This is a genomic window from Rhodococcus pyridinivorans (genome assembly GCF_900105195.1).
Classification (GTDB): Bacteria; Actinomycetota; Actinomycetes; order Mycobacteriales; family Mycobacteriaceae; genus Rhodococcus; species Rhodococcus pyridinivorans.
Genome location: NZ_FNRX01000002.1, coordinates 1,318,104 through 1,341,666, shown reverse-complemented (window position 1 = coordinate 1,341,666; position 23,563 = coordinate 1,318,104). Strand labels below are relative to the sequence as shown.

Here is a 23,563-nt window from a genome sequence, read left to right as displayed (position 1 = left end):
GGGATCCGATTGAATTGAAGTCTATACGGACGTAAACGCGGCTCTTCGCAGTTGGTAGGGGCGGGTGTCGATCGACCCCGTTGCCGTGTCGGTGATTGAAAAAGGGCCCGCGCCCTTGTGAGCTGGGTGTTCTCAGGCATCCAGGACAGCAAGGAACGCGGGCATGCACCACGGTAGTTCATTGCTGCTCGATCTCGACGGCGTCATCGTCGAATCGGTGCAGCGCACGGTCGAGGGCAGCCGGATCGTGCAGATCGCGACGGCACCCGAATGGGTCGGGATGTGCCCGCAGTGCGGGCAGAAGTCCACGCGTTCGAAGGGTTGGGTCACCACCAGACCGCGGGATGTGCAGGTCGGACCCGACCGTCCGCTGTTGGTGTGGCGGAAACGGAAATGGTTGTGCACCAATACCTCCTGTGACCGTAAGGTGTTCACCGAGTCGACGCCGGGGGTGCCGTCCCGGGCGCGGGTCACGCCCCGAGCGAAGGCGCTGCTGGCCGAGGCGGTCCTCGACGGGTACCGGTCGGTCGCCGCGGTCGCCGGCGACTACGGGTGCGCCTGGCACACCGTCCACGAGCACCTCGTCGTGGTCGCCGACGCCGCCCTGGCCGGCGAGCCTGAGCCGGTGATGGTGCTCGGGATCGATGAAACCCGCCGCGGGAAGGCGAAATGGGAAACCGATCCGGACACCGGTGTGCGGTCGTGGGTGGATCGGTGGGACACCGGACTGGTCGACCTGACCGGCGATCAAGGGTTGCTGGCGCAGGTCAACGGACGCACCTCGGCGGTGGTGATCGACTGGTTCGACGCCCGCGACGAGACGTGGAAGGCACAGATCACCCATGTCGCGATCGACATGTCGACGGTGTACGCAAAGGCGGTGCGCGAGGCACTGCCGCACGCACAACGGGTGGTGGACCGGTTCCACCTGGTCAAGAAGGCCAACGAGATGGTCGATACCGTCCGGCGCAGGGTCACCCAGGCCGAGCGGGGTCGGCGCGGCCGTAAGAGCGATGTCGAATGGATCAATCGACGACGGTCGTTGCGGGCCGCGGAGCGCCTAACCGATGAGCAACGATCGACACTGTTCGAGAAGCTGACCTCCGCCGACCCGCACGGGGACATCGCTGCGGCATGGATAGCCAAAGAACTGCTGCGCGATGTGTTGCGCTGCACCGATCGTGGTGGCCTTCGCCATGAGATCCGGGACAGACTGTATCGGTTCTACACGTTCTGCGCGGCGTGCCGGGTCCCGGAGATCGGCAAGCTGGCGACGACCATCTCGGCGTGGCAGGAACCGATGATCCTGGCGATCACCACCGGCCTGTCGAATGCGCGCAGTGAAGGCTACAACCGCATCGTCAAGCACGTCGGCCGCATCGCGTTCGGATTCCGTACCCCGGAGAACCAACGCCGCCGGGTACGCTGGGCCTGCACTCGACGGTCACGTCGGGTCGCACCCAGCCGTCGCCAATGCCACTGCTAACTGCGAAGAGCCGGACATCGGGTCGGGAAGAAGGTACTGGTCCGGATCGACGGTGCCGGCGGCACCCACTCCTTGATCGAGTACCTGACCAAACGCAGGCTCTCGTATTCGGTCGGATTCGGGTTGACCGACACGATGACCGCCGCCCTCGATCTGGTCCCCGAACAGGCATGGACTCCGGCCTACGACCCGGACGGGCAGGTTCGTGACGGCGCCTGGGTCACCGAGATCACCGGACTGCTCGACCTGTCCACGTGGCCGAACGGCATGCGCGTGATCGTCAGGAAGGAACGCCCGCATCCGGGTGCGCAGTTGCGGTTCACCGACCGTGACGGCCTGCGCCTGACCGCGTTCGCAACCAACACCCGCCGTGGGCAACTCCCCGATCTGGAGCTGCGGCACCGGCGTCGGGCTCGGTGCGAGGACCGGATCCGGGCAGCGAAAGTCACCGGTCTGCAGAATCTTCCGCTGCACGGCTACGACCAGAACCGGATCTGGCTGGCGCTGGTGCAACTCGCATGCGAGCTGACCGCGTGGATGCAAATGCTCGCGTTCACCGACGTGACTGCACGCAGGTGGGAACCGAAACGGCTACGGCTGCGGGTGCTGTCGATCGCCGGGAAGATCGCCCAGCATGCCCGCCGTGTTCGACTGCGGCTGGCCGCGACAGCTCCGGGTGTCGATGTTCTCGTGGCCGGCTTGAACAGGCTCACCGCGCTACCTGCGCCTGCGTGACCTGCACGTATCTTCATTTATCGAGACGAAAGGGCACTCAGCTCGGGGCCGTGGACCCCGGCGTCACCCGACCGTGTCGGGTAGTCGATCGTGGCCGCACACCGGATCCGCAGGCTTCCACACCCAATCTGAACTGCTCAGGCCGGCGCGTCACCCGCACGAAAGATCGAGGTTAGTACCCCAATCCTCCCGACCCGACGAGCGAACATGGAGGTCCCAAAACCGAGCATCGATCTACCCGCCGGTAATGCCCTAACCGGGTAAATTTTCGTATAAACCGAATTCTACGATCTCTTGGCGAGCACACGTACTATTGGTACACGCCCGAATCGTCGATTCGAATTGACCCCCGGTTACAATTAAGGGTTACAACTCGATCCTCGACACGCACCACTTCGACTAAATCACCCTCATCCGTCCCGAACGATTCATCGGACAGGTTGACAGCAACACCGTATACGCCATCCTTCTTATACTGGCCAGAGAAAACAGTCATATACGCATGGGATGACAGAGGGGAAACAGTCGAGACTCGTAAATTCTCAACAGCATCGAACCCGAATAATGCACGACATTGAACACGACTGGCCTGGCTCTTCACCTGCGCCGACAAGGACTCATTGTCAGCCGTAACCGAGTTACTGCCGTCGTCCGGAATCGGCCAGCATCCAAATTTTACAATGTTAGACCCGTCGTCTTCCCCGCCCGATACGAAGAAAAACTGCACCGCCCAGTAATCCAACATCACGGTAGTCTCTACGACCGAAATGTCATCAAGCGAAGCAATCCGAGGGCCGAACCTGTCCATCTTGCCGTACTGGAACACGCGCGATCCGTACAAACGGCGTTGAAGTGCTGGGCGAACTCTCGATTGAACCCAATTATCGCCGGAGCGGAGCGGTTCCACAGCTCCGCGCTCCGTCCAACGCCCGTCACGTTCAATCACGAACGTATTGTTCGGCAGGACGCCTCTAGGATTCGGCACGGTACGCGAAGAATACGCACCTCTCGCATACAACGGGTCGTCAATGAAGTATCCTGTTCGATGCTTCTTTTGGTGATCCGTACCGTGATTGAACAGAGTCGAAACGCCACGCTGATTCGAGATGAGGAACGAAGCGCGCGATCTGTACCCCGCAGGCATCAAATCGTCATCATCAGAATCACAATCCGCACCATCCGGATCAGCCCAGAACGTCGACTCCTGAGGAATCATCAACGAAGCGAACGCTTTACACGCCCAATAAGGCGAGCCGTGCCCAGAGTATCGCTGCCGGAGCCGACTATCAGGACCAAACCACCCAATCGAGAGTTCACCACCATTAAGCGCGCCCCGCTCGACGAAGTGCTCAACCACTTGCGACCAGCAACGTCCAGCACGACGACTTTCGCCTTCAAGCTCAAGGACGCCCGCAAGGGCGAACGGCGCCGCGATCCCGAACCTGTAGGTCAAGCTACGCCCGAAGTAGACCGGTCCTCCGGTCTTGGGATCCACCATTCCATAGAGCGACGACAGAAACTCGCTCAATCGAGAGGAATAACGCTCTACCTCGGCATCGTCCCTGCGAATATGCGCAGATAATGGCAAATAAAAGTTGAAAGCCCAGGCATTGTAATAGTCGAGCGTTCGACCTGGGCCGTCCGTGTACCAACCGTCGCCAACATACCAACTCTCGGTATTCATCTCGCAATTATCGATAGCAATCGCACACTCCGGGCCAGCTGCACCAACGGATACAAGCGCTTCTGCGATGAGTTTGGGAAATATGACCCAATTGTTATTGGATACGGGTCGAGTCAAATTGAATCGAAGCCACTCGGCCAAATGCTGTTGCGAACGATCGTCAAGAGGTTCCCACAATTCTTTGGGCCGAAGCATAATTGCAAGCGCCAAGCTTGCCGTCTCCACTATTGACTGCGGCGTCTTGGAAAGCCGCCACCAACCGCCCTTAGCGCTTGGATTAACAGACTTCGCCATATGGTCGATCCGTGCAGGAAACCAGCTATCGCCCGCCAGTGCACGTTGAGAACCATTACGCTCGCTGTCTATCCACTCGTCGCCCGAAAACCGAAACGCGGAAAGCAGGAGAGTCCGCGAAAACCGCTCATATGCGTCGGATTCTCGGCCCCACTTGCTAGTCACCACGTCCGGACTTTCGGGCCGACCTGTCGGCGGTGAAGCGCGCAGGATCGAGTCTGCTAGAGCCACAGCATCGCGTTTAAGCAATATACGTTCCAATCATACGAGATGAGAACTCGACAATCACGAACTCTCAGCGAACTCATGCAATCGACCTGAGCATCACCGCAAGGAGTACGAGCGACGGACACTATCCTCTGACTGTGGAGACCGATTTAGAAAACGCCAAAGATCGTACCCGAGAACCCCTGTTCCTACGATTACCGTAAGTACCAAACCATAGTAGATGTCGAAAGCACTTCCACCGAGCAAGATGCGGAAAATTACGACAAGAACGATTGTGAGTGCAAACCTACGTTGAAAAACCTGAACGAGCGCTGACGCAACTAGAAAGAAGACGGCGAAGAGCAAAAGGGCGGAACCGTAACCACCCGTGGCTAGGGTTAAGAATCCAATCATCGAGAGGAACTGCCCGCTCGCCTTATAGCCGAGGTACTTCGAGCTCAACTCCACCGAAATCGATGGCGGCTTGTCTTCCCACACCGCCCGAGGTATGAACGTCGTAATCGGTGATAGCAAATCGTATGGTCGAGCAGGCTCAACGTCAGCTACCAAAGCTGAGAAACGATAGCCGTCCAGTGTGTCGACCCCCGACTTATACGCGGCGACAAGCGGCGCTTCGCTCATTTCGCTGACAATATCTGAAGTACTTAACCCCTCATTGCGTGTAATGTTGGCTCTCATTTCCGACATGAAAGACGAGAAGCCGATGGCAACAACAACCGCGACTGCGATAGAGACGACCGCCTTACGGTTGTAGATGACGCCCCGAACAATCAAGCCTGCCGCGTAGGCGATAAGTATTACAAAGAGAGGACTCCGGACATTCTCTAGGACCAAAAATGCCGTTCCTCCAATCAAGAGCAACCACATAGACTTTCGTGAAAAGCAATTAAAGAACGCCAGAATAGCTAAACCGCAGACGAGCGACGTCCGAAGGAGAACGAATATCCCCTGCCCCTCGGCAGCACGACTCTCTAGCTCGGCCGGAAAAACAATCGTCGCCACAAGACCCACAAGTATCAGGCAGATCGATATTCGCAGCCATTGTTCCCTTGGTCGTTTCTCAGGCTTGGGCCTGTGGTGGGAGTAAGCATATACGACTAAAAGCTCTGCGAAGAGAATGATCGATAATTCGAGTGCCCATTTCCAAGACAACGCGTCGATTTCTGACGCTGTAGGATGCGCGGCGACGCCAGCTCGAAAAATCTTGCTCGTCAGCGCTCCGCTCTCCTGCAGTTTCGCTGGCACCCAAAGGCAGAGGGTGTACATAGTCGCGCCAAGCCCTGATACCAGTGCGTTCTGGACATTCCGCGCACGATACTGACGGAATGTGCGCGCGTAGATGACCAGTACCACCAAACCCAGGGCTATCTGACCGCCCATTCCCATCACCCCTTAAGCACTCGTTCTTGTCATTATCCGCTGATCCTAGAGAAGAACTCGTAGTGCCGATGCGCCCATACCTCAGGCGAGCGTTCTTTTACGATATCGGGGCTGATCTCTGTACGTGGCGAATCGAGGTGGCCTTGGATCATATCTACCAAGGAGGTAGGCACCGGATCGAATGCCTTGCATCCGAGCGAGATTGCCTCCTGGATTGCGTGACAGTCATTTGCCATTAGCACATGCGCTCCAGCAACCCGCGCTTCCAGCATCACCATCGGCGCACCTTCGCGTGCAGCCTGTCCAGAAGGTAGGACAACAATCTTGCATTGATTATAAAGACGCCCAACGTCATCCACATTTCCGTAAAATGTAACATTTTCTCCAGCACGAATCCGCAACGCGTGATACTCGGGTCCCTCGCCCACAATTCCAAATTGCACGTGAGGCAACATCCTCGCGGCCTCGACCACTAAGTCGACTCGCTTATTCTTATGTAATCGGCCTACATACAACACTTGAGGAGACGAACGAGGGCTCGCCGCGTCTCGGACTTCCTGAGCGTTACCGACGGCCGGGAGGGGATTCTCAATAAGAGCCGAGGCGATCCCAGCGCTGTCCAGCGAGGCGGTCACTGCCCGGCTAATAGAGATAACGTTGGCATGCTTAGCTTGGCGGCGAAGTAGCGTAATTCCTCCCGGAGGAAAGTTCGTTGGCAGGGGACTATGCTCCGTCCACACGACGGGATAACCCATAATTTTGAACATCCTCGGCAAAAGGAGCTTTTCTTTGAAAAACTGTATGTGCACAATATCCGGCTTTATGGAGTTCACGCATTGAGCAATGTCGCGCACTGATCTAACGGCCGAGAAGGCCTGGCTAGCCAACGGCCTGCGCCTCGTCATCTTATCGGTCACTCCTGCCGCATGTGAAGTCCCGATGTTGTCGGACCAATCAGGTAGCCGACCGACAAGGATCGGTTCAACGTTCTTGGTGCGTCTCAGCTCACTGTAAAGCCGATATAAATATTGTTCTGCGCCTCCGCGAGTTTCGGAACTAACGACAATTGCAACGCGCATATTTTTACTCCAGGTCTAAGTTGCTTGGCCGGGCAGAATCTTGTCGACCGTCGATGTACTTTCGTCTGGCCGAGGAACTGCCCGGACGCGAGCAGTGAGTACGACCCCTAAAGTCGCGGCGACAATAGAACTGGCGAGGGCGATGGCCGCCGCTGTCGTACTGGACATCGCAGTCCAGAAAATTAGAAATGCCACAATCGTGAAGAGCAGTGAAGACAATGCGATAGCACTGCCGAGGCCTGGCCGGCCTCTACCCGAGATCACGGCTGAGGTCACAAGCATTACCCAGGTAAAGATGCTTCCAAGTGCAAGAAGTTTTATCGCAAGGACGCTCTGCTGGAAGTCATCGCCGAACACAATTGGCACAATCCAGTCGGCGCAAAGAAGAATCACTACCGCAGAAATAGAGCCAGCCCAGAAGAACATGGATGACTCACGAGCAATTGTTCGCAAATTCTTTCCTGCTGCCGATAGCTGTAGCGCATTTCTAGCAGCTAGCGTTCCAAAGATGAGAGGTACTTCTGCGACCGTAACTGCAACTGCGTAGAAACCAAGTTGCGACGCGTCGGTAGCGATCGGCATCAATAACTGATCGAGCCTAGAACTCGCGATTGTTGCGATCGTTCCGACCGAAGCGAGAATCGAGAACCGAGCGAAGTCGCCGGTCGCGGGTGATGCGGAGCCATTTGATTTTGGAAGAGGAATGAACAACATGCAAGACACGAGTACGAACGAGAGTAATGCTCCGGCGGCGAATGACTCCGCCGAGCGCAACCCCAATAGCGCCACGATCAATACAAACACGAATCGCGCAACTGCGGCGCCCCCACGCTCAACATCAAGCAAGCGCCAGCGCCCGACGCCCTGCCATGCCCCTCTTCGAATTTGTACTACTACGGATAGAACTATCGCAGTCCAACACAACAAAATGGTAGCGTACGGGATATTTTGGCGCTCACTCACTACACGGCCATAGAACACCATCGCAACGACGATTATGATCGTAGGGAGCATCGCCGTCGTGAGTCCGATCTGGTAACAGCGTCGCGGGGAGTTTCCTCGCGCGATATATACGGCAATTGCACTCGGAATACCGATGCTCGCGATGGCTGACGCGATTGTGATGGGTTGCATAATGCTTGCAAACTGACCCCTCCCATCAGGCCCCATCGCTCGTGCTAATATCGGCCCGCTCAATATTCCCAGGGCAGGGCCAAGCGCATACAGGACGATGCTACGGATTTTATCGCCCGAAATTCGATTCGCGACATATCCTCGGCGGTTACTGCCGCTCCATACGCGGTCCGAGAACGAATTGCGACGTGTCCGAGCGTGCTTACCCACCCGGGTTCTCACTTAGGAGATCCCAAGCCTCCTCGATACGATTGGTCCACGAGTGGCCTTGGGCCAACTCGGACTGCTTCACCGCATTCCCTTCCGACCACGATTGGATCGAACGCTCCACGTCCCGTGAAAAGTCTCCAAACGTCGTGATGATTACTCCCGGCGGGGCGCTAGCAACCAGGCTCGCGATAGGTGTAGATACGACACTCATCCCCGCGGCCATGTACTCATACACCTTTAGTGGGAAAACGCCCTGAGTGTACTCGTTCGCTCGGTACGGTATGAGCCCGACCATCGAACGGTTGAATAGATCAGAAAGCTCGTCAAGACTTAGGTTACCCAGATGCTCGACATTCGGTCGTTGAAGTAGCTCATCCAGGAACGAATGTCCCGCGATACCGTCGATATTGACCGGTCCCGCAAGTTTTAGCGTAAAACCAAGGTCAGCAACCTGTTGGAGGAGCGAGAAGTCAATCTTTGTCGGGGTTAAGTTTCCCGCAAACACCGCTTGCGGCTCACGAGGTGCCGCACCGGATCGCGTGAAGCGCTCCACGTCGGCAACATTTTGCCAAAGTCTGACATCTCCTCTGTACTGTTGAAGATGCTGGGCAACACCGCTGCTACTTGCCAACACGTAGTCAGAAATTGAGCAAAGCCGCTCCTCTGATTCCAATATCAGATTCGCAGGTACACCGGGCAGGGTGTGGAGGAGATCCACCGAATGATATACGACGCGGTCAAATTCTTTCTCCAACCCGTAGGTCAACGGAGAAAATGTCCAAAGTACATCCCGGCACGATTCGTCGATTCTGCGCAACAGATGGTCTCGAACCAGGCGCAGATTGATTCGACGACACATCCCGCTTCCGTGGAATGGAAGTACCTTTGGCGAAACTACCTGAAGATCACTGGGGATAGGACGCGAGACCTTTGAGCCGGATCTTTGTGTTTGGATCTTGCCCAGTATGCGGCGCATGTCCGACGTAGACAACGTCGGGGCCCGTAGACCCATAGACTCGATGTACGAAACCTTAGTTTTACCGGCAAGTCCAACTGCAAGGTATTGCTTGTTTGTCCACACTGCACTGTCAATGTCAGCCGTAGACAAAATTGTTACGCCCGGGGTCATTTCTTATCTCCAGACCAAACATGAGCCCTAGGCGAGTTTACCTTCTCCGGACCGACCCAATTCGTGATCTCCCGCATAAATTGGATTGAGTCAAATTGCTGCGCGTGGGCTGCTGATTTTTCCGGTCGACAGTCGATTGCTCGGCGAACCGCATCAGTTAGCTGGGCTGAGTCTTTAGGGTCGCAAAGGGCACCTGTTATCCCGTCCATCACGGTTTCAGCTACACCACCGACGGAGTTGCCAACAACGCTCGCACCAGCAGCCATCGCTTCCACGGGCATAATCCCAAAGTCTTCTACACCGAGGAAGATGTAGGCTAACGATTTTTGGTATAGCGCAAACAACAAAGCATCGCTTACCCGGCCCAGAAAATAGACCGGAATTTTTTCACTCTCGGCTACTGATTCCAATCTCGCTCGGTCCGGACCATCACCAGCCACGACTAAAGGCAAGTCGGTGAGCGCTGCTGCTCTAATGGCCTCATCGATTCTTTTGTAAGGTACAAGTCTGGAAGCCGCGAGAAGGAAATCTTGTGGTAGGCGCTCGTACATGTCTAGTTCCTGTCGGTCCAGATATTCTACCCATCGTGGCCTCGACTGGATCGCACTTACGGCGACTGGCGGATATATAGTTTTCGCCTCTATACCCCAGTACCGCCGCACTCGCTCCGCGACAAAGTCGCTGTTGGCCGCGTAGCATCCGCCTTCCTTCGCGCGTCGGGCGTCGAGCTTCCGAAACATTGGCGCCACGGTCCGAGCAATTGCGGAGGAGCCTCGTGGATCAAGATCCGGCGACCAAATATATCGTGCCGGCGTGTGAACATAAATATATCTTTCTATATCGGGCGCATCTCGGAACCGCACATGGTGTGCAAAGAGGTGCGAGCTGACCAGCGCCCAAGTTGCATCACCCGCCTTCCATCGCCGCCATTGGAGAGGCATTATTGGCAGAGCAGCAACCTTACTCTTCCGAATCGGCGTTCTCGCGATAGCGCTTTCGCGAACTACCGAGTTGGAGAAGCGTCGGGGCGCATCGTTCCAAAGACATAACAGTGGCGCATCGGGAAAAATTTCCGCGAAGGACTCGACGACTTTCTCTGCGCCGCCTGTTTCTTCAATCCATTCGTGGACGATTACGCCGCTCATCCGTTCCTCCAATAAGTAATACTGCGCGTCATGGTACCGATTTTGTGGCTAGGCGCACCTTATGTCTAAGGCCGACCAATTCCGTAGTACGTCCAGCCCTCATCTCGCCAGGAGTTGGGATCAAGACAGTTTCTTCCGTCAAGCACTACCTTGCTGCGAACGATTTCCTGGATGACTGAGGGTCGAAGGTCTCTGAACTCAGGCCACTCGGTTAAAACCATTACAGCATCGGCGCCCTGACATGCTTCTAGGATGTCGGGAGCATAGGACAGCGTGGGGAACAACGCCCGCGAATTATCGATCGCCTTTGGGTCGTAAACATTCACTGAGGCACCTTGCAGCTGAATCTGTCCTGCAATGTTCAGCGCAGGAGAATCACGAACGTCATCTGAGTCGGGTTTGAATGCTGCACCGAGGACGGCAATTCTTGCGCCCAGAAGCGACCCACCAACTGCGTCTCGCGCCAGCTCAACCATGCGCGTACGCCTGCGCATATTTATGTTGTCGACCTCACGCAAGAAAGTGAGTGCTTGATCGGCGCCAAGCTCTCCCGCCCGTGCCATAAACGCTCTAATATCCTTTGGCAGACATCCACCCCCGAACCCAATGCCAGCATTGAGAAAGCGGCGGCCTATCCTGGCGTCATATCCAATGGCATCAGCGAGTACCGTGACGTCAGCAGACGAAGCTTCGCACACTTCTGCCATCGCGTTGATGAACGAAATCTTTGTGGCAAGAAAGGCATTGGCCGCAGTTTTTACGAGTTCTGACGTTGCTAAATCTGTAACCAAGAATGGCACTCGGCGTTCGAGCAAATTTGCGTATATTTCGCGAGAGACTTCCTCTGCTCGCCCGCCCCGTTGGACGTCCACCCCCAACACTAGACGGTCTGGCTCCAACGTGTCCTGAACTGCGTATCCCTCACGAAGAAATTCGGGATTCCAGGCGACCTCAACGTTCACACCCGCAGGGGCGAGTTTCCGGGCGCGTTCACCCAGGCGAGCGGCGGTTCCTACCGGCACGGTCGACTTACCAAGTATTACAGCGTCTCTAGTAAGAAGGGGAACCAGTGTGTCAATTACTGCGTCCACATATTTAAGGTCTGCGGCGAATTCACCCTTCTTTTGGGGAGTACCTACGCCGATAAAATAGACATCACCGAATTCTGCAGCCTCCTGGTAGGAAGCACTGAAGCGAAGACGGCCAGCGTCGACATTTCGGCGGAGAACATCCTCAAGCCCAGGTTCGTAGAACGGCACTTCCCCGGCTTCGAGTTTCGCTAATTTTGCGGGGTCGACGTCTACTCCGAGCACCTCATGCCCGAGTTCGGCCATGCACGCGGCGTGGGTTGCTCCGAGGTAGCCGGTTCCGAATACTACGATGCGGCAAGTCATTTGATCTCTTCCTAGCGGGTTCTTTGGGCCTAGCAAGTTATGTTTTCTTCTCGATTAGTAGGCGCCGTCGCTGGCCAGGACCGCCTTGACGGTCTTGCCGATGATCAGCACATCCGAGATCATCGACCAGTTCTCTACGTACGACAGATCCAGTCGCACCGACTCGTCCCACGACAGATCCGACCGACCCGACACCTGCCACAGGCCGGTCACACCGGGACGCACCAACAGCCGACGCTTGACCGACCGTCGTAGGCCTCCACCTCACGCCGCAACGGCGGACGCGGACCCACCACACTCATCTCCCCGCGAATGACGTTGAGGAACTGCGGCAATTCGTCGATGCTGAACCGAAGCATCACCTTGCCGATACGGGTCACGCGCGGGTCGTCCTTCATCTTGAACAACGGACCGGCACCCTCGTTCTGCGCCAACAGGGTGTCGACCATCTTGTCGGCGTTGGTGACGATCGACCGGAACTTGACCATCCCGAACGGCTTACCGTCGAGACCGATCCGCTCGGCCTTGTAGAAGACCGGACCCCGGTCCTTGAGCTTGATGAGCAGGGCGACCACCACGAACACCGGAGCCAACGCCACCAGCGCCGCGCCGGCGAAGACCAGATCGAAGATCCGCTTCCCCGACCGCTTCGCCCCGTGATAGCTGGGCTTTTCCACATGGATCAGCGGCAGACCGACCACCGGACGCATCTCGATCCGCGGACCCGCCACATCGACCACGCCCGTCGCGACCACCAGATCCGTCTCGAGCGGTTCGAGCTGCCAGACCAGATCGTGCAGACCCTCGCTGCCCAAAGTCTCCGTCGCGGTGACCACCACCGTGTCCGCCCCCGACAACTTCAATGCGTCGACCACCGAATGCTCGTCGCCGTAGACGGTGATCTTCCGGCCGTCGACGTCGATGACGTCGCCGGGGGCCCCCGAGTACCGGGGCACGCAGACACCGACGACGCGGTAGCCCTCCCCGTCCTTACGGGAGAATGTTCGGGTCATGTGCCGCACCGCCCGCGCCCCTCCGACGACCAGCACCGAGGTACGGAACTCACCGCGAGCACGCTTGCGCGCGATCACCTTCCGCCACACCCACCGCGACAGCAGCAAACCACCGAGACCGACTGGCAGTGCGAGCGCCAAGTATCCACGTGTCAATTCCAGGCGGAATACGAGTGCGATGATCGCGAGGAACCCGAATAGTCGAGCTGTACTCGATACGACACGTTGATATTCGCTATGACCTGTGCCGATGACACGCCGTGACCGCGTGCGGAACAGCGCGAGAGTAATCAACCAGAGACCGGCAAGCCCCACCGAGATGAGGGCATAGCTGAGTTCGGAAACCGGCTCCGTCGTCGATAGGTCGCCCTGCCCGAATCGGACGGTGTGTGCCACAACGACGGCCAGCACAACGACAATTACGTCGGACCAGATCAATCGGCTGATGTAGGACTGCTGCCAGTTTCTACGGTTCGCCGAACCCGGCGGTTGACGCTGTCCACGAATGGAATTGGCGTAGTCCCCCGCGAGGGCATCGGGTACGCCGTGACTCGCCTCCCCGACGGCGGTCATAGCCCAACCACCCACATCGTTGTCTCCTCCCCGAGACACCTACTGCTCGCACGAACAAGCAACGCCGGACCCGATCCGCGTACCCTCCCCGGTCGCGTGACCTGCCCGTTGCGTGCCCAGCCGGGCGCAGTTCTTCCAGTTGTATGCGTGTCGCTCCTATGCGAAAACGCTCGTTGAGACTGTAACGTTACTTACGAGATCTGGCAGCTTTGAACAGTCGTCCAGATGGAACCTGCTTCTTGAGTGTGCCGCGCGGTTACATTTGGCGACGCGATCCGCGTTTACAGGTCCCGGCGAAGGCAATCCTCCCTGCTATCTTGCACTTTCGGCGCACTCACCGATTCGCGAACCCGCAGGGCGGCCCCTAGACTGCGCTTACCGACCCCCACGTGATGCGGGATTGACGGTCGGAATCTTGAAGGTGAGATGTATCTCACCATTGCTCAACGTTTTGACCGTGCATTCGCGGGTATTCCGGCGCGGTCATGCGCTCGACAGGGGAGGCGAGGGTAGAACCATGCAAGAAGTAGGAGTGCGCAAAGCTTTCCGCACAGCAGTGGTACCGGCGGCAGGAATGGGCACCAGATTCCTGCCGGCCACAAAGACTGTGCCGAAGGAGCTGTTGCCGGTGGTCGACACGCCGGGCATCGAACTCGTCGCGACGGAAGCTGCCCATTCGGGAGCTCAACGGCTTCTTATTGTGACAGCCCCCGGAAAGGACGGAGTCGTCGCGCATTTCGTCGATGACTTCGACCTCGAGGAGCACCTCGAAGCGAAGGGCAAGCTCAAGTTGCTCGAGAAGGTACGGCGCGCGCCCAACCTGCTCACGGTCGAATCGGTTGTCCAAGAGAAGCCACTCGGCCTGGGCCATGCTGTCGGTTGCGCAGAAGCCGCTCTGGAGCCGGACGAAGACGCGATCGCCGTTCTTCTCCCGGACGATCTCGTGCAACCGAGCGGCATCCTGGAAACGATGGCTCGCGTCCGCGCCAAGCGCGGAGGAAGCGTGCTGTGCGCCATCGACGTTCCGAAGAGCCAGGTGAGCTCATACGGCGTGTTCGAGGTCGAGGAAGTACCCAACGTCGCGAATCCGGATGTTCTGCGCGTTCGCGGCATGGTCGAGAAGCCGGCTCTGGCCGACGCTCCGTCCACACTTGCCGCCGCCGGCCGCTATCTGCTGGACCGCGAGATTTTTGATGCCCTACGTCGGATCGAGCCGGGCGCAGGGGGAGAACTCCAACTGACCGACGCGATTGCGCTGCTGATCGAAGAAGGTCACCCAGTCCACGTCGTCGTACATCGAGGCACCCGCCACGATCTAGGGAACCCGGGTGGTTACCTCCGCGCAGCCGTCGATGCAGCACTCGACAGCGAGGAGTACGGCGATGGACTCCGGAAGTGGCTTCAAGAGCGGCTGAATCTCGATACCTCCGGCGCCGACTGAACAAGGTGCAGTCCCATCGGTGGGGACTTAAGTCCCCACTTCGATGCGCCGCATGGCACCGATTCTGGTTAAACTCTCAAGTGTGTTGCCTCCCCGCAACACGCCGTTTCCCTCCCCGGGAATCGGCTGCACCTGAGGCCCGCTGGCTCCTCCCCTCTGCCAGCGGGTCTCACTGCGTTTCGCGTCGGTGCAGCTACTTCTGCGATCCGCCCAGTACGTTTTCCGGGACATAGACCGATTGATACGTCGGTGTCGAATCACGGGCTTGATTCACGGCCACGCCTGCGGCAAACAACGCAACTGCCGCCATCAACGCCACGATCGCGGTAATGAGCCACAAGTTTGGGCCATTCCTCTCCTTGAACACAACCCGCTTCGTAGTTGGGTGACCGGTCGACGATCGCAACCGGTCGTCACCGTCGACCCCGAGCCCGACAGACGCACGGGCCTGGCGACGTAACGTACGGTCATCGACGCGCTGGAACTGGATCGTGTCGGCCGTATGGTCGACTAATGGACGCTCACTCATGGAACCCCAATCGGAGATGCACTGACACTGCATCTTCGCGGCGTCCGACTCTTCCGTTACGTCACTTTCTTGAATCACTCATGTTTTTCATCCGAACGGGGGACAATGTGCGCCTTCCTGAGACGCGTCGTCCATAGCGGAGACCGTTGACGCCCGTTGGTCCCGATGCCAAGATGATCAACCACACCCGAACGTGCGTGCGAACAACTCAAAACAGATGGCCCGCCGCGACTGGCATCGCGACGGGCCGGATGTCCGACTGATAAGGAGTCGAACATGCGTCAGCATACCCACGGGCAGGTGACATCGTGAGCATCGAAGCGATCACCTGGGCGCTCGAACGCGCCGAAATTCCGTCCCCCACGCCACCCGGCATGCCCTCGGCACCAGCGCTGACAGTCGTGCTGCTCGGCCTGGCCAATCATGCGTCCCGACATGGCGCGGATGCGTATCCGTCCGTGCGAAAGCTCGCCGGGTACGCCCGCATCAGCGAACGCCAGGTGCAGCGTTGCCTGAAAGCGCTCGCCGCTCTCGGCCTCATTTCCAAAGGCGATCAAGAGCGGATTGCGGCGACAATTCCTCGCGAAGACCGCCGCCCCGTCCTGTACAACCTGTCGATGAAGCGGGGTGACACGTCGTCACCCCGCAGCTCTGAACGAGGTGACAAGACGGAGCGCCGCGGGGTGACAGGAACGACCGAGCGGGGTGACACCCCGGTCGCCCGAACCGTTCTTGAACCAAGAAATGAACCTGCTGCACTTCCCCACCCGACAAATCTCACCCGCGATGCAACTTGTGAGCAGCAGCCATTTCCCATCGACCGATTGGCCACGGCGTGCCGCCGGGCCGGCCTGTCTGCACGGTTCGACACCCTGACACCAGCGAAGCGCACCCTCGTCGAGCAATCGATCGACACTCACGGCGTGGATGCTCTCGTCCGCGCCGCGCTCGAACGTCATCGACCATGGGACCCGGCTCGCTCCGCAGCTGCATGGATTCCGCTCTGGCAGTCGCTGCAACCACCCCGCCCGAAACTCCCGCCACGATGCGGTCGGTGCGACGAGTACGGCTGGTTGCCCGACGACGAATTCGGACGTGCAGTGCGATGCCCATGCCGCCAAGTGACGTCGCACAGGATTGCCACTCCGCCCCGGGAGACGATGCTCTTGGCAGCATGAGCAGACTTGCCGCTGTCGGTAGTGCGCTGACGCCGTAGTTGCCCTCATAGCAACACATTCCGATCCGTGAAAGGGAATACGAGCGATACGACGACGTCGCGAATCAGACATCGCCGATTCCTTCTCTCGGTACCATGAGCCCGTATTTCGTGGAAACGAGCGGCGGCATGCCGCGGAGGACGTGAGGCAACTGGCACCCGAAGAAATCGAACATCGTCCGATAGCAGTGTGCGTTGTCGGGACCGGCGCGATCGGACAGACGGTGATCGACGCCCTGCGCGACGACGTGGTGCCGCATGTGAGCCTCGCGGCCATGTTGGACTCACGAAGCAGCCCTGAGGAGGCCTCCGCCGCATTCGACGTCGCCGACATCGTGGTGGAAGCTGCCACGGTCGACGCCGCTCGAGCCCTGATACCCGAGGTGGTGAAACGCGGTAAGGACATCATTGTCTGTTCGTGCGGCGTCTTCGCCGAGCGCGGCTTCGATGTGGAACCGTTCGGCTCCGGACCAGGACGTGTACTGCTCCCGACGGGCGCTATCGGCGGCTTCGATGTTCTGGCCGCAGCGACACGTGCAGGAAGCCGCGATGCACGCCTCACCCACACCACGATCAAACGACCGAGTGCGCTCGGCATCGAAGAACGTCCGGACGCAGAACGCACCGTTTTCCGAGGATCGGCGCGAGAAGCCGCCCTGGCCTTTCCGCGAACCTCGAACTCGTCGGTGGCTCTCGCCCTCGCGACGCTCGGGCTCGACCGGGTAGAGGTGGTGGTCGTTGCCGACCCCGCCGCTGCAAACACGCGCCACGTCGTCGAGTGGGAGTCGCCGCTCGGCCGGTACGAGCTGACGTTCGAGAACGCGATCGACTCGGCATCGAGCGGTCGCACGTCTGCGATCACGGCGTGGTCGGTGATCGAGGTTCTTGCTGCGTTACCGCTCGGGATCGGTCCCGGCGCGGTCGTGCTCGGGCCTCCCCATAGGTCGTAGCCGACTCCGGCCCCGGCGCTTCGGGAGGATTGGTCGCTTTCGCGTGGTTGGACCAGAATTTCGGGACGAAAGTCCCAAACACCTGGGCGGAATCGTAACCACTTCTGTCACATTCGTGTTTCCTGATAGTTGCCCGGGTAGCGGAGGGTGAACGAGTCCTGTACACAGTGTGAAACACCACATTTCGCAGGTGAAGGTGTAACTCCCCACCGGGAGTGGCAATTCGGTTTCACCTGACCTACTCGCACCCTGGAGCAGCCTGTGACGACATCATCACTTTCGGACCGACCGGCACGGGTACTTTTCCTCGGAACCCCCTCCAGCACCGTCGCACTCGACCGGTGGACAGAACTGCAGGCTCGCCTCGACCTCGCGGGGATCGAGACCACCACCGCTTTCGAAGGCGAGGTGGACTACGCGATCCTCACCGAGGACATCCTCGACGGCTACTGCACCGCCGCCGAAGCACTCACTCTTCAGAAGCTCCGCGCTCGAGGGATCACGTGCGCAAGCACATGCGCCGGCCCCGAGCAGATCCTTGCCGCGCTGGCGGAAACCTCGGCCGACGTTGCTTCTGTCGTGCCGATCTCGGCAGCCCGGGGAAGCACTTACCGGCACGCTGTATCCAGCGCAGTCTGAAACTCCAGAATGAGTCGTGCGCGCCAGTGGAGATTCACTGGCGCGCACGACTCGTTGATTACGGCTCGTTCTACGGCGAGGGCATCCCGCCGTTGACGTGGATCGTCGCGCCCACTACATAACTGGACTCAGGTGACGCCAAGAACACGTAGGCGGGTGCCAGTTCGGTCGGCTGCCCCGCACGTCCCAGCGGAGTGTTCTGCCCGAACTCGGGCAGCTCTTCCTTCGGCTGACCGTCCGACGGCTGCAACGGCGTCCAGATCGGTCCGGGCGCAACCGCGTTCACGCGGATGCCCTTCTCCGCCAGCTGGGTCGCCATGTTCTTCGTGAAGTTGTTGATCGCAGCCTTGGTCGACGAGTAGTCGATCAACGCCGGCGACGGCTGGTACGCCACGATCGAGGTGGTGTTGATGATCGTCGAACCCGGCTGCAGATGCTTCAACGCCGCGCGCGTGGTGCGGAACATCGCGAGGATGTTCACCTGGAAAGTCTGCTCGAGCTGATCGTCGGGCAGATCATCCAGCCCTTCGACCGCAATCTGCTTTCCGGCATTGTTGACCAGGATGTCGAGGCCGCCGAGCTGCTCGACCGCCTGGTCGACGACGTCGGAGCAGAACGAGGCGTCCGTCAGATCACCGGGAAGCGTGATCGCCTTACGACCACTCTCGCTGATGATGCGAGCGACGTTCTTTGCGTCAGGTTCCTCATCCGGCAGGTACGAGATCGCGACGTCGGCGCCCTCCCGCGCGAATGCGATGGCGGTAGCGGCACCGATGCCCGAGTCACCACCGGTGATCAGTGCCTTACGTCCTTCGAGCCGGCCAGTGCCTCGATACGAGAACTCGCCGATGTCGGCCTTGGGCACCATGTCGGCGTCGAGGCCCGGCTCGGGCTGGTCCTGCTTCGGAGGCGAGATGGACGGATAGCGAGTAGTCGGGTCCTGGAACTTCAGTTGATCGGTCTTATTAGTGTGCACGTCTTGCTCAGCCATGAGTACCGTCCTGCGAATCGATGGTTTCCGAGTTGCGTGAAAGCTCGTCGCAAATCGGCTTCCCGTCACGGACCCGTCGCAAACTCGGTCATCTGCGAGGCGAGCGGCTATCCGACGTCACGGATATCGTCCTCACCGTCCTCGTCGAGCGGCGGCGGGAGCTCACGTTCGTCGCGGGCACGAACGACCAGACCGAAGACCACAGCGACGGCGACGGATAGCACCAGCCACGAGACGAGCAGCACAAAAACCCAGTTCACATGTCGAACAACGGTTCGCCGGACCAAAATGTTACCCGTGAGTAAGAACTCACCCGTGAATTCACCCCGCCTCGACAATCGAGATGCGCCCCGCCCACTGGAAAGTCCGGAGACGCAGAGACCCCGCCGGAAGGCCATGCGAGTAACCTTCCGGCGGGGTCCGATGTCACCATGCAGGGGACGGCGACAGCCTGAAACACTACCGTGAAGTTGATCTTGGGGCGAGAATCGCTCGATCGAAAGTCAGTACGCGCCTTCGCTGGCGACGACCGCCTTCACGGTCTTCATGATGATCAGCACGTCGGAGACCATGGACCAGTTCTCCACATACGACAGGTCCAGACGCACCGACTCGTCCCACGACAGATCCGAACGGCCACTGACCTGCCAGAGGCCCGTCACACCGGGACGCACCAGCAGACGACGCTTGACCCGCCCGTCATAACTCTCGACCTCGCGACGCAGCGGCGGGCGCGGACCCACCACGCTCATCTCGCCGCGCACGACGTTGATGAACTGCGGCAGCTCGTCGATGCTGAACCGGCGCAGGACCCGGCCGACACGAGTCACGCGCGGATCCTCTCTCATCTTGAAGAGCAGGCCGGCGCCCTCGTTCTGATCGAGCAGCTTGTCGACCATCTTGTCGGCGTTCTGCACCATCGAGCGGAACTTGATCATTCCGAACGGGGTGCCGTCGATACCGATCCGCTCGGACTTGTAGAAGATCGGGCCGCCATCCTCGAGCTTGATGAGCAGCGCTACGACAGCGAAGACCGGAGCCAGACACAGCAGCGCGGCGAGCGAGAAGGCGAGGTCGAACAGACGTTTCCCGCTGCGCTTCGCACCGTGATAACTCGGCTTCTCCACATGGATCAGCGGCAACCCGGCAACCGGGCGCATCTCGATGCGCGGGCCAGCGACATCGACGACGCCCGTCGCCACCACCAGATCGGCGCGCTCGGGTTCGAGCTGCCACAGCAGGTCGCGGATGCCCTCGTGGCCGAGGGTCTCGGTGGCGGTCACCGCGACGGTGTCGGCACCCGAAGCACGCAACGCTTCGACGACGGTGTTCTCGTCGCCGTGGATCGGGATCTGCCGTCCGTCCACATCGATGCTCTCGCCCGGCACACCGGAATACCGCGGCACGCACACGCCCACCACGCGATAACCCTCGCCGCTGCGGCGCTGGAATGTGCCGGCCATGTGGCGAACTGCGCGGGCGCCACCCACCACCAGCACCGACGTCGTGAATTCACCCTTCCGGCGACGACGTGCGACAGCTCGTCGCCAGACCCACCGGAAGAACAGCAGTCCCGCGAGGCCGGCGGGCAGAGCGATGGCGAGATAGCCGCGCGCGAGCTCCATCCGGAAGATGAGCGCCACGATGGCAACGAGACCGAAGAGATTGAGCGTCGCAGAGACGACGCGCTGGTACTCCTCGAATCCGGCGCCGATGACCCGCCTGGAGCGGGTACGGAACAGGGAAAGAAATGCGATCCACGCCGCGCCGAACGCAACGGAGATCAGCGTGTAACTCAGCGTTCCGACGCCGTCCATGGTGACGAGCGAATCCTGCCCGAACCGCATCACATGCGCGAGCGCGATAGCAAGCACGACGACCAGAGCGTCGGTGACGAACAGAGTGTTGACGTAGGACTTCTGCCAGCTCCACCTGGTGGACATCCGAGTACCGGCCGGAGCGCCGGTACTGGTGTCGATAAGTGAAAGGTCATGTGCAGCATCGTCGTTCGTGTGACGAACTGTGGTCATGACGGAAGAACCCTCATAGTGTGTCTCCTCCCCGAGACGCTTCGACGCTCGAGCACCTCCCTGCACTCGGACGTCGACAACCCCGTATATCGATGCCGCGTCCTCCGTAGCGACTCCGATACGTTATGCGATTGAGATCGTCTCACAGAAGTGTCGCTCGCGCGCGTCAACAAAAGAGAAGTTATCGGGAAACTCGTCCGTCGGTAGCGTGCCCGGGGTCGAGATCGAGGCGCCTGAGCGTCTGCGCGTTGAGCGCGACGACGATCGTCGACGCCGACATGAGCACCGCGGCCACGGCCGGCGAGATCGCGATACCGGCGAAGGCCAGCACACCGGCCGCCAACGGAACGGCGACGACGTTGTATCCGGTTGCCCACAGCAGGTTCTGCCACATCTTGCGGTAACTCGCGTGCGAGAGCTTGATGATCGACAGCACTGCTCGCGGATCGTTCGCGGCGAGGACGACACCGGCCGACTCGATCGCGACGTCCGTGCCCGCTCCGATCGCGATACCGACGTCGGCTCGCGCGAGGGCAGGCGCGTCGTTGACCCCGTCGCCGACCATTGCGACGGTGTGCCCGCGCTTCTGCAATTCGGCGACCTTCGCGTCCTTGTGTTCCGGGAGCACTTCCGCGAACACTTCGTCGATGCCGAGATCGGCGGCCACGGCGTCGGCCACCTGCTGGGCATCACCGGTGATCATCGCGACCTTCACGCCCCGCGCGTGCAGGGCGTCGACGGCCTGCCGCGATTCGTCGCGCACGGTGTCCTCGAGCGCCACGGCTCCGAGCACCCGACCGTCGGAGGCAACGTGCAGCACCGATGCACCACGTCGCACCCACCCGTCGGTGACTGCGGCGACGTCGTCGGGCACCGACAACTGCAGGGACGACAGCATGGACGGTCCGCCGATCGTCACCTCCACACCGTCGACCAGTCCGCGCACGCCGCGGCCGGGCAACGAGCGGAAGTCCGTCACCGCCATCCGCTCGGCCGACGGGACGCGGGCATCGGCGGCGGCGACGATGGCTCGCGCGACCGGGTGCTCACTGTCGGCTTCGACCGCAGCTGCCAGGGCGAGTAGGTGTTCCTCGTCGATTCCCGCCGTCGCGACGACACCGGTGACCTGATGCTTGCCCTGCGTGAGGGTGCCGGTCTTGTCGAACAGCACTGCGTCGACGGTGCGCATGCGTTCGAGTGCCAGCCGATCCTTGACGAGCACACCCGCGCGCGCTGCGCGCTCGGTCGAGATCGCGATCACCAGCGGGATCGCCAGACCCAGCGCATGGGGACAGGCGATGACCAAGACGGTCACGGTACGCACCACCGCTTCGTCGAGATTGCCGAGCAACGTCCACACGACAAAGGTGAGAGCACCCGCGATCGCGGCGAAGTAGAAGAGGAAGGCCGCGGCGCGATCCGCCAGCGCTTGCGCGCGGGACGAGGACGCCTGGGCATCGGCGACCATGCGCTGGATGCCGGCCAACGCGGTGTCCTCTCCCACCGCCGTGATCCGCACCCGGAGCGCGCTGTCGGTGGCGACGGTGCCCGCGACCACCGTGTCGCCGACGTCGCGGGTGACGGTCTTGGATTCACCGGTGACCATCGACTCGTCGACCTCGGCGGTCCCGTCGATGACGGTGCCGTCGGCGGGCACGCGCGCTCCGGCACGCACGAGCACCACATCGTCGAGGGACACTTCGTGCAACGGCACCTCGACGACACCATCGTCGGTGACCTTCTCTGCGGTGTCCGGCAACATCGCGGCCAGTGCTTCGAGTGCTCCGGAGGCCGAACCCAGCGCCCGCATCTCGAGCCAGTGACCGAGCAGCATGATGACGATCAGCAGCGCCAGTTCCCACCAGAAGTCCAGGTCGAAACCGCCGACCTCGAGAGTCGTGGCCCACGACGCGACGAAGGCCACCGTGATCGCCATGGCGATGAGCAGCATCATCCCCGGTCGGCGGGAACGCAGTTCGGCCCAGCCGCCGGTCAGGAACGGCACGCCGCCGTAGAAGAAGATGACGGTGCCCAGCACCGGTGGGATCCACTCGACGCCCGGAACATCCGGGAGGTGGTAGCCGAAGAGCTCGGCGACCATGTGGCTGAAGACCACGACCGGCACCGACAGGATCAGGCTGACCCAGAACCGTCGCCGGAACATCTCGCCGTGGGCGCCGTGCCCCGCGTGACGATCGTGACCGGCGTGCTCGTGGGTGTGTTCGTGCACCTGCTGGGACATCGACAGCTCCTGACTCGGCCGGCGGGACGAACCCGCGACGC

General features: G+C 60.1%; 16 protein-coding genes and 3 pseudogenes. 6 read left to right on the top strand and 13 right to left on the bottom strand.

What is annotated here, in order from left to right; genetic code table 11:
- The first annotated feature begins 117 nt into the window (after positions 1 to 117).
- Both BLV31_RS06945 and BLV31_RS06940 read left to right on the top strand, forming a co-directional pair.
- Positions 118 to 1,486 (top strand): annotated as a pseudogene (locus BLV31_RS06945) (ISL3 family transposase).
- Between the two features lie 15 nt (positions 1,487 to 1,501).
- Positions 1,502 to 2,221 (top strand): annotated as a pseudogene (locus tag BLV31_RS06940) (IS1380 family transposase); the annotation flags it as partial.
- A gap of 310 nt (positions 2,222 to 2,531) precedes the next feature.
- Here BLV31_RS06940 and BLV31_RS06935 read toward each other — a convergent pair.
- The 8 genes and pseudogenes from BLV31_RS06935 to BLV31_RS06900 all read right to left on the bottom strand — a co-directional run bounded on the left by BLV31_RS06935 (position 2,532) and on the right by BLV31_RS06900 (position 13,484).
- Complete coding sequence (locus BLV31_RS06935; protein ID WP_072740486.1) at positions 2,532 to 4,430, bottom strand: DUF2264 domain-containing protein; 1,899 nt, start codon at positions 4,428 to 4,430, stop codon at positions 2,532 to 2,534.
- 93 nt (positions 4,431 to 4,523) lie between these two features.
- Entirely contained in the window at positions 4,524 to 5,807 is a 1,284-nt protein-coding gene (locus BLV31_RS06930) for a hypothetical protein (RefSeq protein ID WP_139192941.1), read from the bottom strand.
- Positions 5,808 to 5,839: 32 nt separating this feature from the next.
- Complete coding sequence (locus BLV31_RS06925) at positions 5,840 to 6,886, bottom strand: glycosyltransferase (protein WP_072740487.1); 1,047 nt, start codon at positions 6,884 to 6,886, stop codon at positions 5,840 to 5,842.
- Between the two features lie 15 nt (positions 6,887 to 6,901).
- Complete coding sequence (locus tag BLV31_RS06920) at positions 6,902 to 8,230, bottom strand: lipopolysaccharide biosynthesis protein (RefSeq protein ID WP_072740488.1); 1,329 nt, start codon at positions 8,228 to 8,230, stop codon at positions 6,902 to 6,904.
- Positions 8,223 to 9,359: a glycosyltransferase gene (locus BLV31_RS24435; protein WP_081263372.1), complete on the bottom strand. Its 1,137-nt coding sequence runs from the start codon at positions 9,357 to 9,359 to the stop codon at positions 8,223 to 8,225. Before BLV31_RS24435 ends, BLV31_RS06920 begins: the two co-directional genes overlap by 8 nt.
- Positions 9,356 to 10,504 (bottom strand): glycosyltransferase, encoded by a 1,149-nt coding sequence (locus tag BLV31_RS06910; RefSeq protein ID WP_072740490.1) that lies wholly within the window; start codon positions 10,502 to 10,504, stop codon positions 9,356 to 9,358. Before BLV31_RS06910 ends, BLV31_RS24435 begins: the two co-directional genes overlap by 4 nt.
- A 65-nt stretch (positions 10,505 to 10,569) precedes the next feature.
- Positions 10,570 to 11,898: a UDP-glucose dehydrogenase family protein gene (locus BLV31_RS06905; RefSeq protein WP_072740491.1), complete on the bottom strand. Its 1,329-nt coding sequence runs from the start codon at positions 11,896 to 11,898 to the stop codon at positions 10,570 to 10,572.
- Between the two features lie 54 nt (positions 11,899 to 11,952).
- A pseudogene (locus BLV31_RS06900) lies at positions 11,953 to 13,484 on the bottom strand (sugar transferase).
- Between the two features lie 517 nt (positions 13,485 to 14,001).
- Here BLV31_RS06900 and BLV31_RS06895 point away from each other — a divergent pair.
- The gene (locus BLV31_RS06895) at positions 14,002 to 14,925 is read left to right on the top strand and encodes a UTP--glucose-1-phosphate uridylyltransferase (protein WP_039584949.1); all 924 of its coding nucleotides are present in this window, start codon (positions 14,002 to 14,004) and stop codon (positions 14,923 to 14,925) included.
- Positions 14,926 to 15,118: 193 nt separating this feature from the next.
- On the opposite strand, the gene BLV31_RS06890 is transcribed toward BLV31_RS06895, so the two are convergent.
- Entirely contained in the window at positions 15,119 to 15,454 is a 336-nt protein-coding gene (locus tag BLV31_RS06890) for a hypothetical protein (RefSeq protein WP_139192940.1), read from the bottom strand.
- A gap of 308 nt (positions 15,455 to 15,762) precedes the next feature.
- Here BLV31_RS06890 and BLV31_RS24965 point away from each other — a divergent pair, with 308 nt between their 5' ends.
- From BLV31_RS24965 to BLV31_RS06875, 3 genes are all read left to right on the top strand, one after another.
- Entirely contained in the window at positions 15,763 to 16,632 is an 870-nt protein-coding gene (locus tag BLV31_RS24965) for a helix-turn-helix domain-containing protein (RefSeq protein WP_174556310.1), read from the top strand.
- Between the two features lie 181 nt (positions 16,633 to 16,813).
- Positions 16,814 to 17,620: an aspartate dehydrogenase domain-containing protein gene (locus tag BLV31_RS06880; protein ID WP_235367069.1), complete on the top strand. Its 807-nt coding sequence runs from the start codon at positions 16,814 to 16,816 to the stop codon at positions 17,618 to 17,620.
- Between the two features lie 261 nt (positions 17,621 to 17,881).
- The gene (locus BLV31_RS06875; protein ID WP_235367070.1) at positions 17,882 to 18,259 is read left to right on the top strand and encodes a hypothetical protein; all 378 of its coding nucleotides are present in this window, start codon (positions 17,882 to 17,884) and stop codon (positions 18,257 to 18,259) included.
- Positions 18,260 to 18,329: 70 nt separating this feature from the next.
- Here the strand turns inward: BLV31_RS06875 and BLV31_RS06870 are convergent, their stop codons facing one another.
- From BLV31_RS06870 to BLV31_RS06860, 4 genes are all read right to left on the bottom strand, one after another.
- Entirely contained in the window at positions 18,330 to 19,250 is a 921-nt protein-coding gene (locus BLV31_RS06870; protein WP_039584940.1) for an SDR family oxidoreductase, read from the bottom strand.
- A gap of 107 nt (positions 19,251 to 19,357) precedes the next feature.
- Complete coding sequence (locus BLV31_RS24960; protein WP_162836411.1) at positions 19,358 to 19,510, bottom strand: hypothetical protein; 153 nt, start codon at positions 19,508 to 19,510, stop codon at positions 19,358 to 19,360.
- A 243-nt stretch (positions 19,511 to 19,753) separates the two neighbouring features.
- The gene (locus tag BLV31_RS06865; protein ID WP_039584941.1) at positions 19,754 to 21,193 is read right to left on the bottom strand and encodes a sugar transferase; all 1,440 of its coding nucleotides are present in this window, start codon (positions 21,191 to 21,193) and stop codon (positions 19,754 to 19,756) included.
- 268 nt (positions 21,194 to 21,461) lie between these two features.
- The gene (locus tag BLV31_RS06860; protein ID WP_039584943.1) at positions 21,462 to 23,522 is read right to left on the bottom strand and encodes a heavy metal translocating P-type ATPase; all 2,061 of its coding nucleotides are present in this window, start codon (positions 23,520 to 23,522) and stop codon (positions 21,462 to 21,464) included.
- Between the last annotated feature and the right edge of the window lie 41 nt (positions 23,523 to 23,563).

Coding starts and splice junctions, on each gene's coding strand:
- BLV31_RS06930 (WP_139192941.1), bottom strand. CDS start 5,807: ATGGGCGGTCAGATAGCCCTGGGTTTGGTGGTACTGGTCATCTACGCG.
- BLV31_RS06925 (WP_072740487.1), bottom strand. CDS start 6,886: ATGCGCGTTGCAATTGTCGTTAGTTCCGAAACTCGCGGAGGCGCAGAA.
- BLV31_RS24435 (WP_081263372.1), bottom strand. CDS start 9,359: ATGACCCCGGGCGTAACAATTTTGTCTACGGCTGACATTGACAGTGCA.
- BLV31_RS06910 (WP_072740490.1), bottom strand. CDS start 10,504: ATGAGCGGCGTAATCGTCCACGAATGGATTGAAGAAACAGGCGGCGCA.
- BLV31_RS06905 (WP_072740491.1), bottom strand. CDS start 11,898: ATGACTTGCCGCATCGTAGTATTCGGAACCGGCTACCTCGGAGCAACC.
- BLV31_RS06895 (WP_039584949.1), top strand. CDS start 14,002: ATGCAAGAAGTAGGAGTGCGCAAAGCTTTCCGCACAGCAGTGGTACCG.
- BLV31_RS06890 (WP_139192940.1), bottom strand. CDS start 15,454: ATGAGTGAGCGTCCATTAGTCGACCATACGGCCGACACGATCCAGTTC.
- BLV31_RS06870 (WP_039584940.1), bottom strand. CDS start 19,250: ATGGCTGAGCAAGACGTGCACACTAATAAGACCGATCAACTGAAGTTC.
- BLV31_RS06865 (WP_039584941.1), bottom strand. CDS start 21,193: ATGTCCACCAGGTGGAGCTGGCAGAAGTCCTACGTCAACACTCTGTTC.
- BLV31_RS06860 (WP_039584943.1), bottom strand. CDS start 23,522: ATGTCCCAGCAGGTGCACGAACACACCCACGAGCACGCCGGTCACGAT.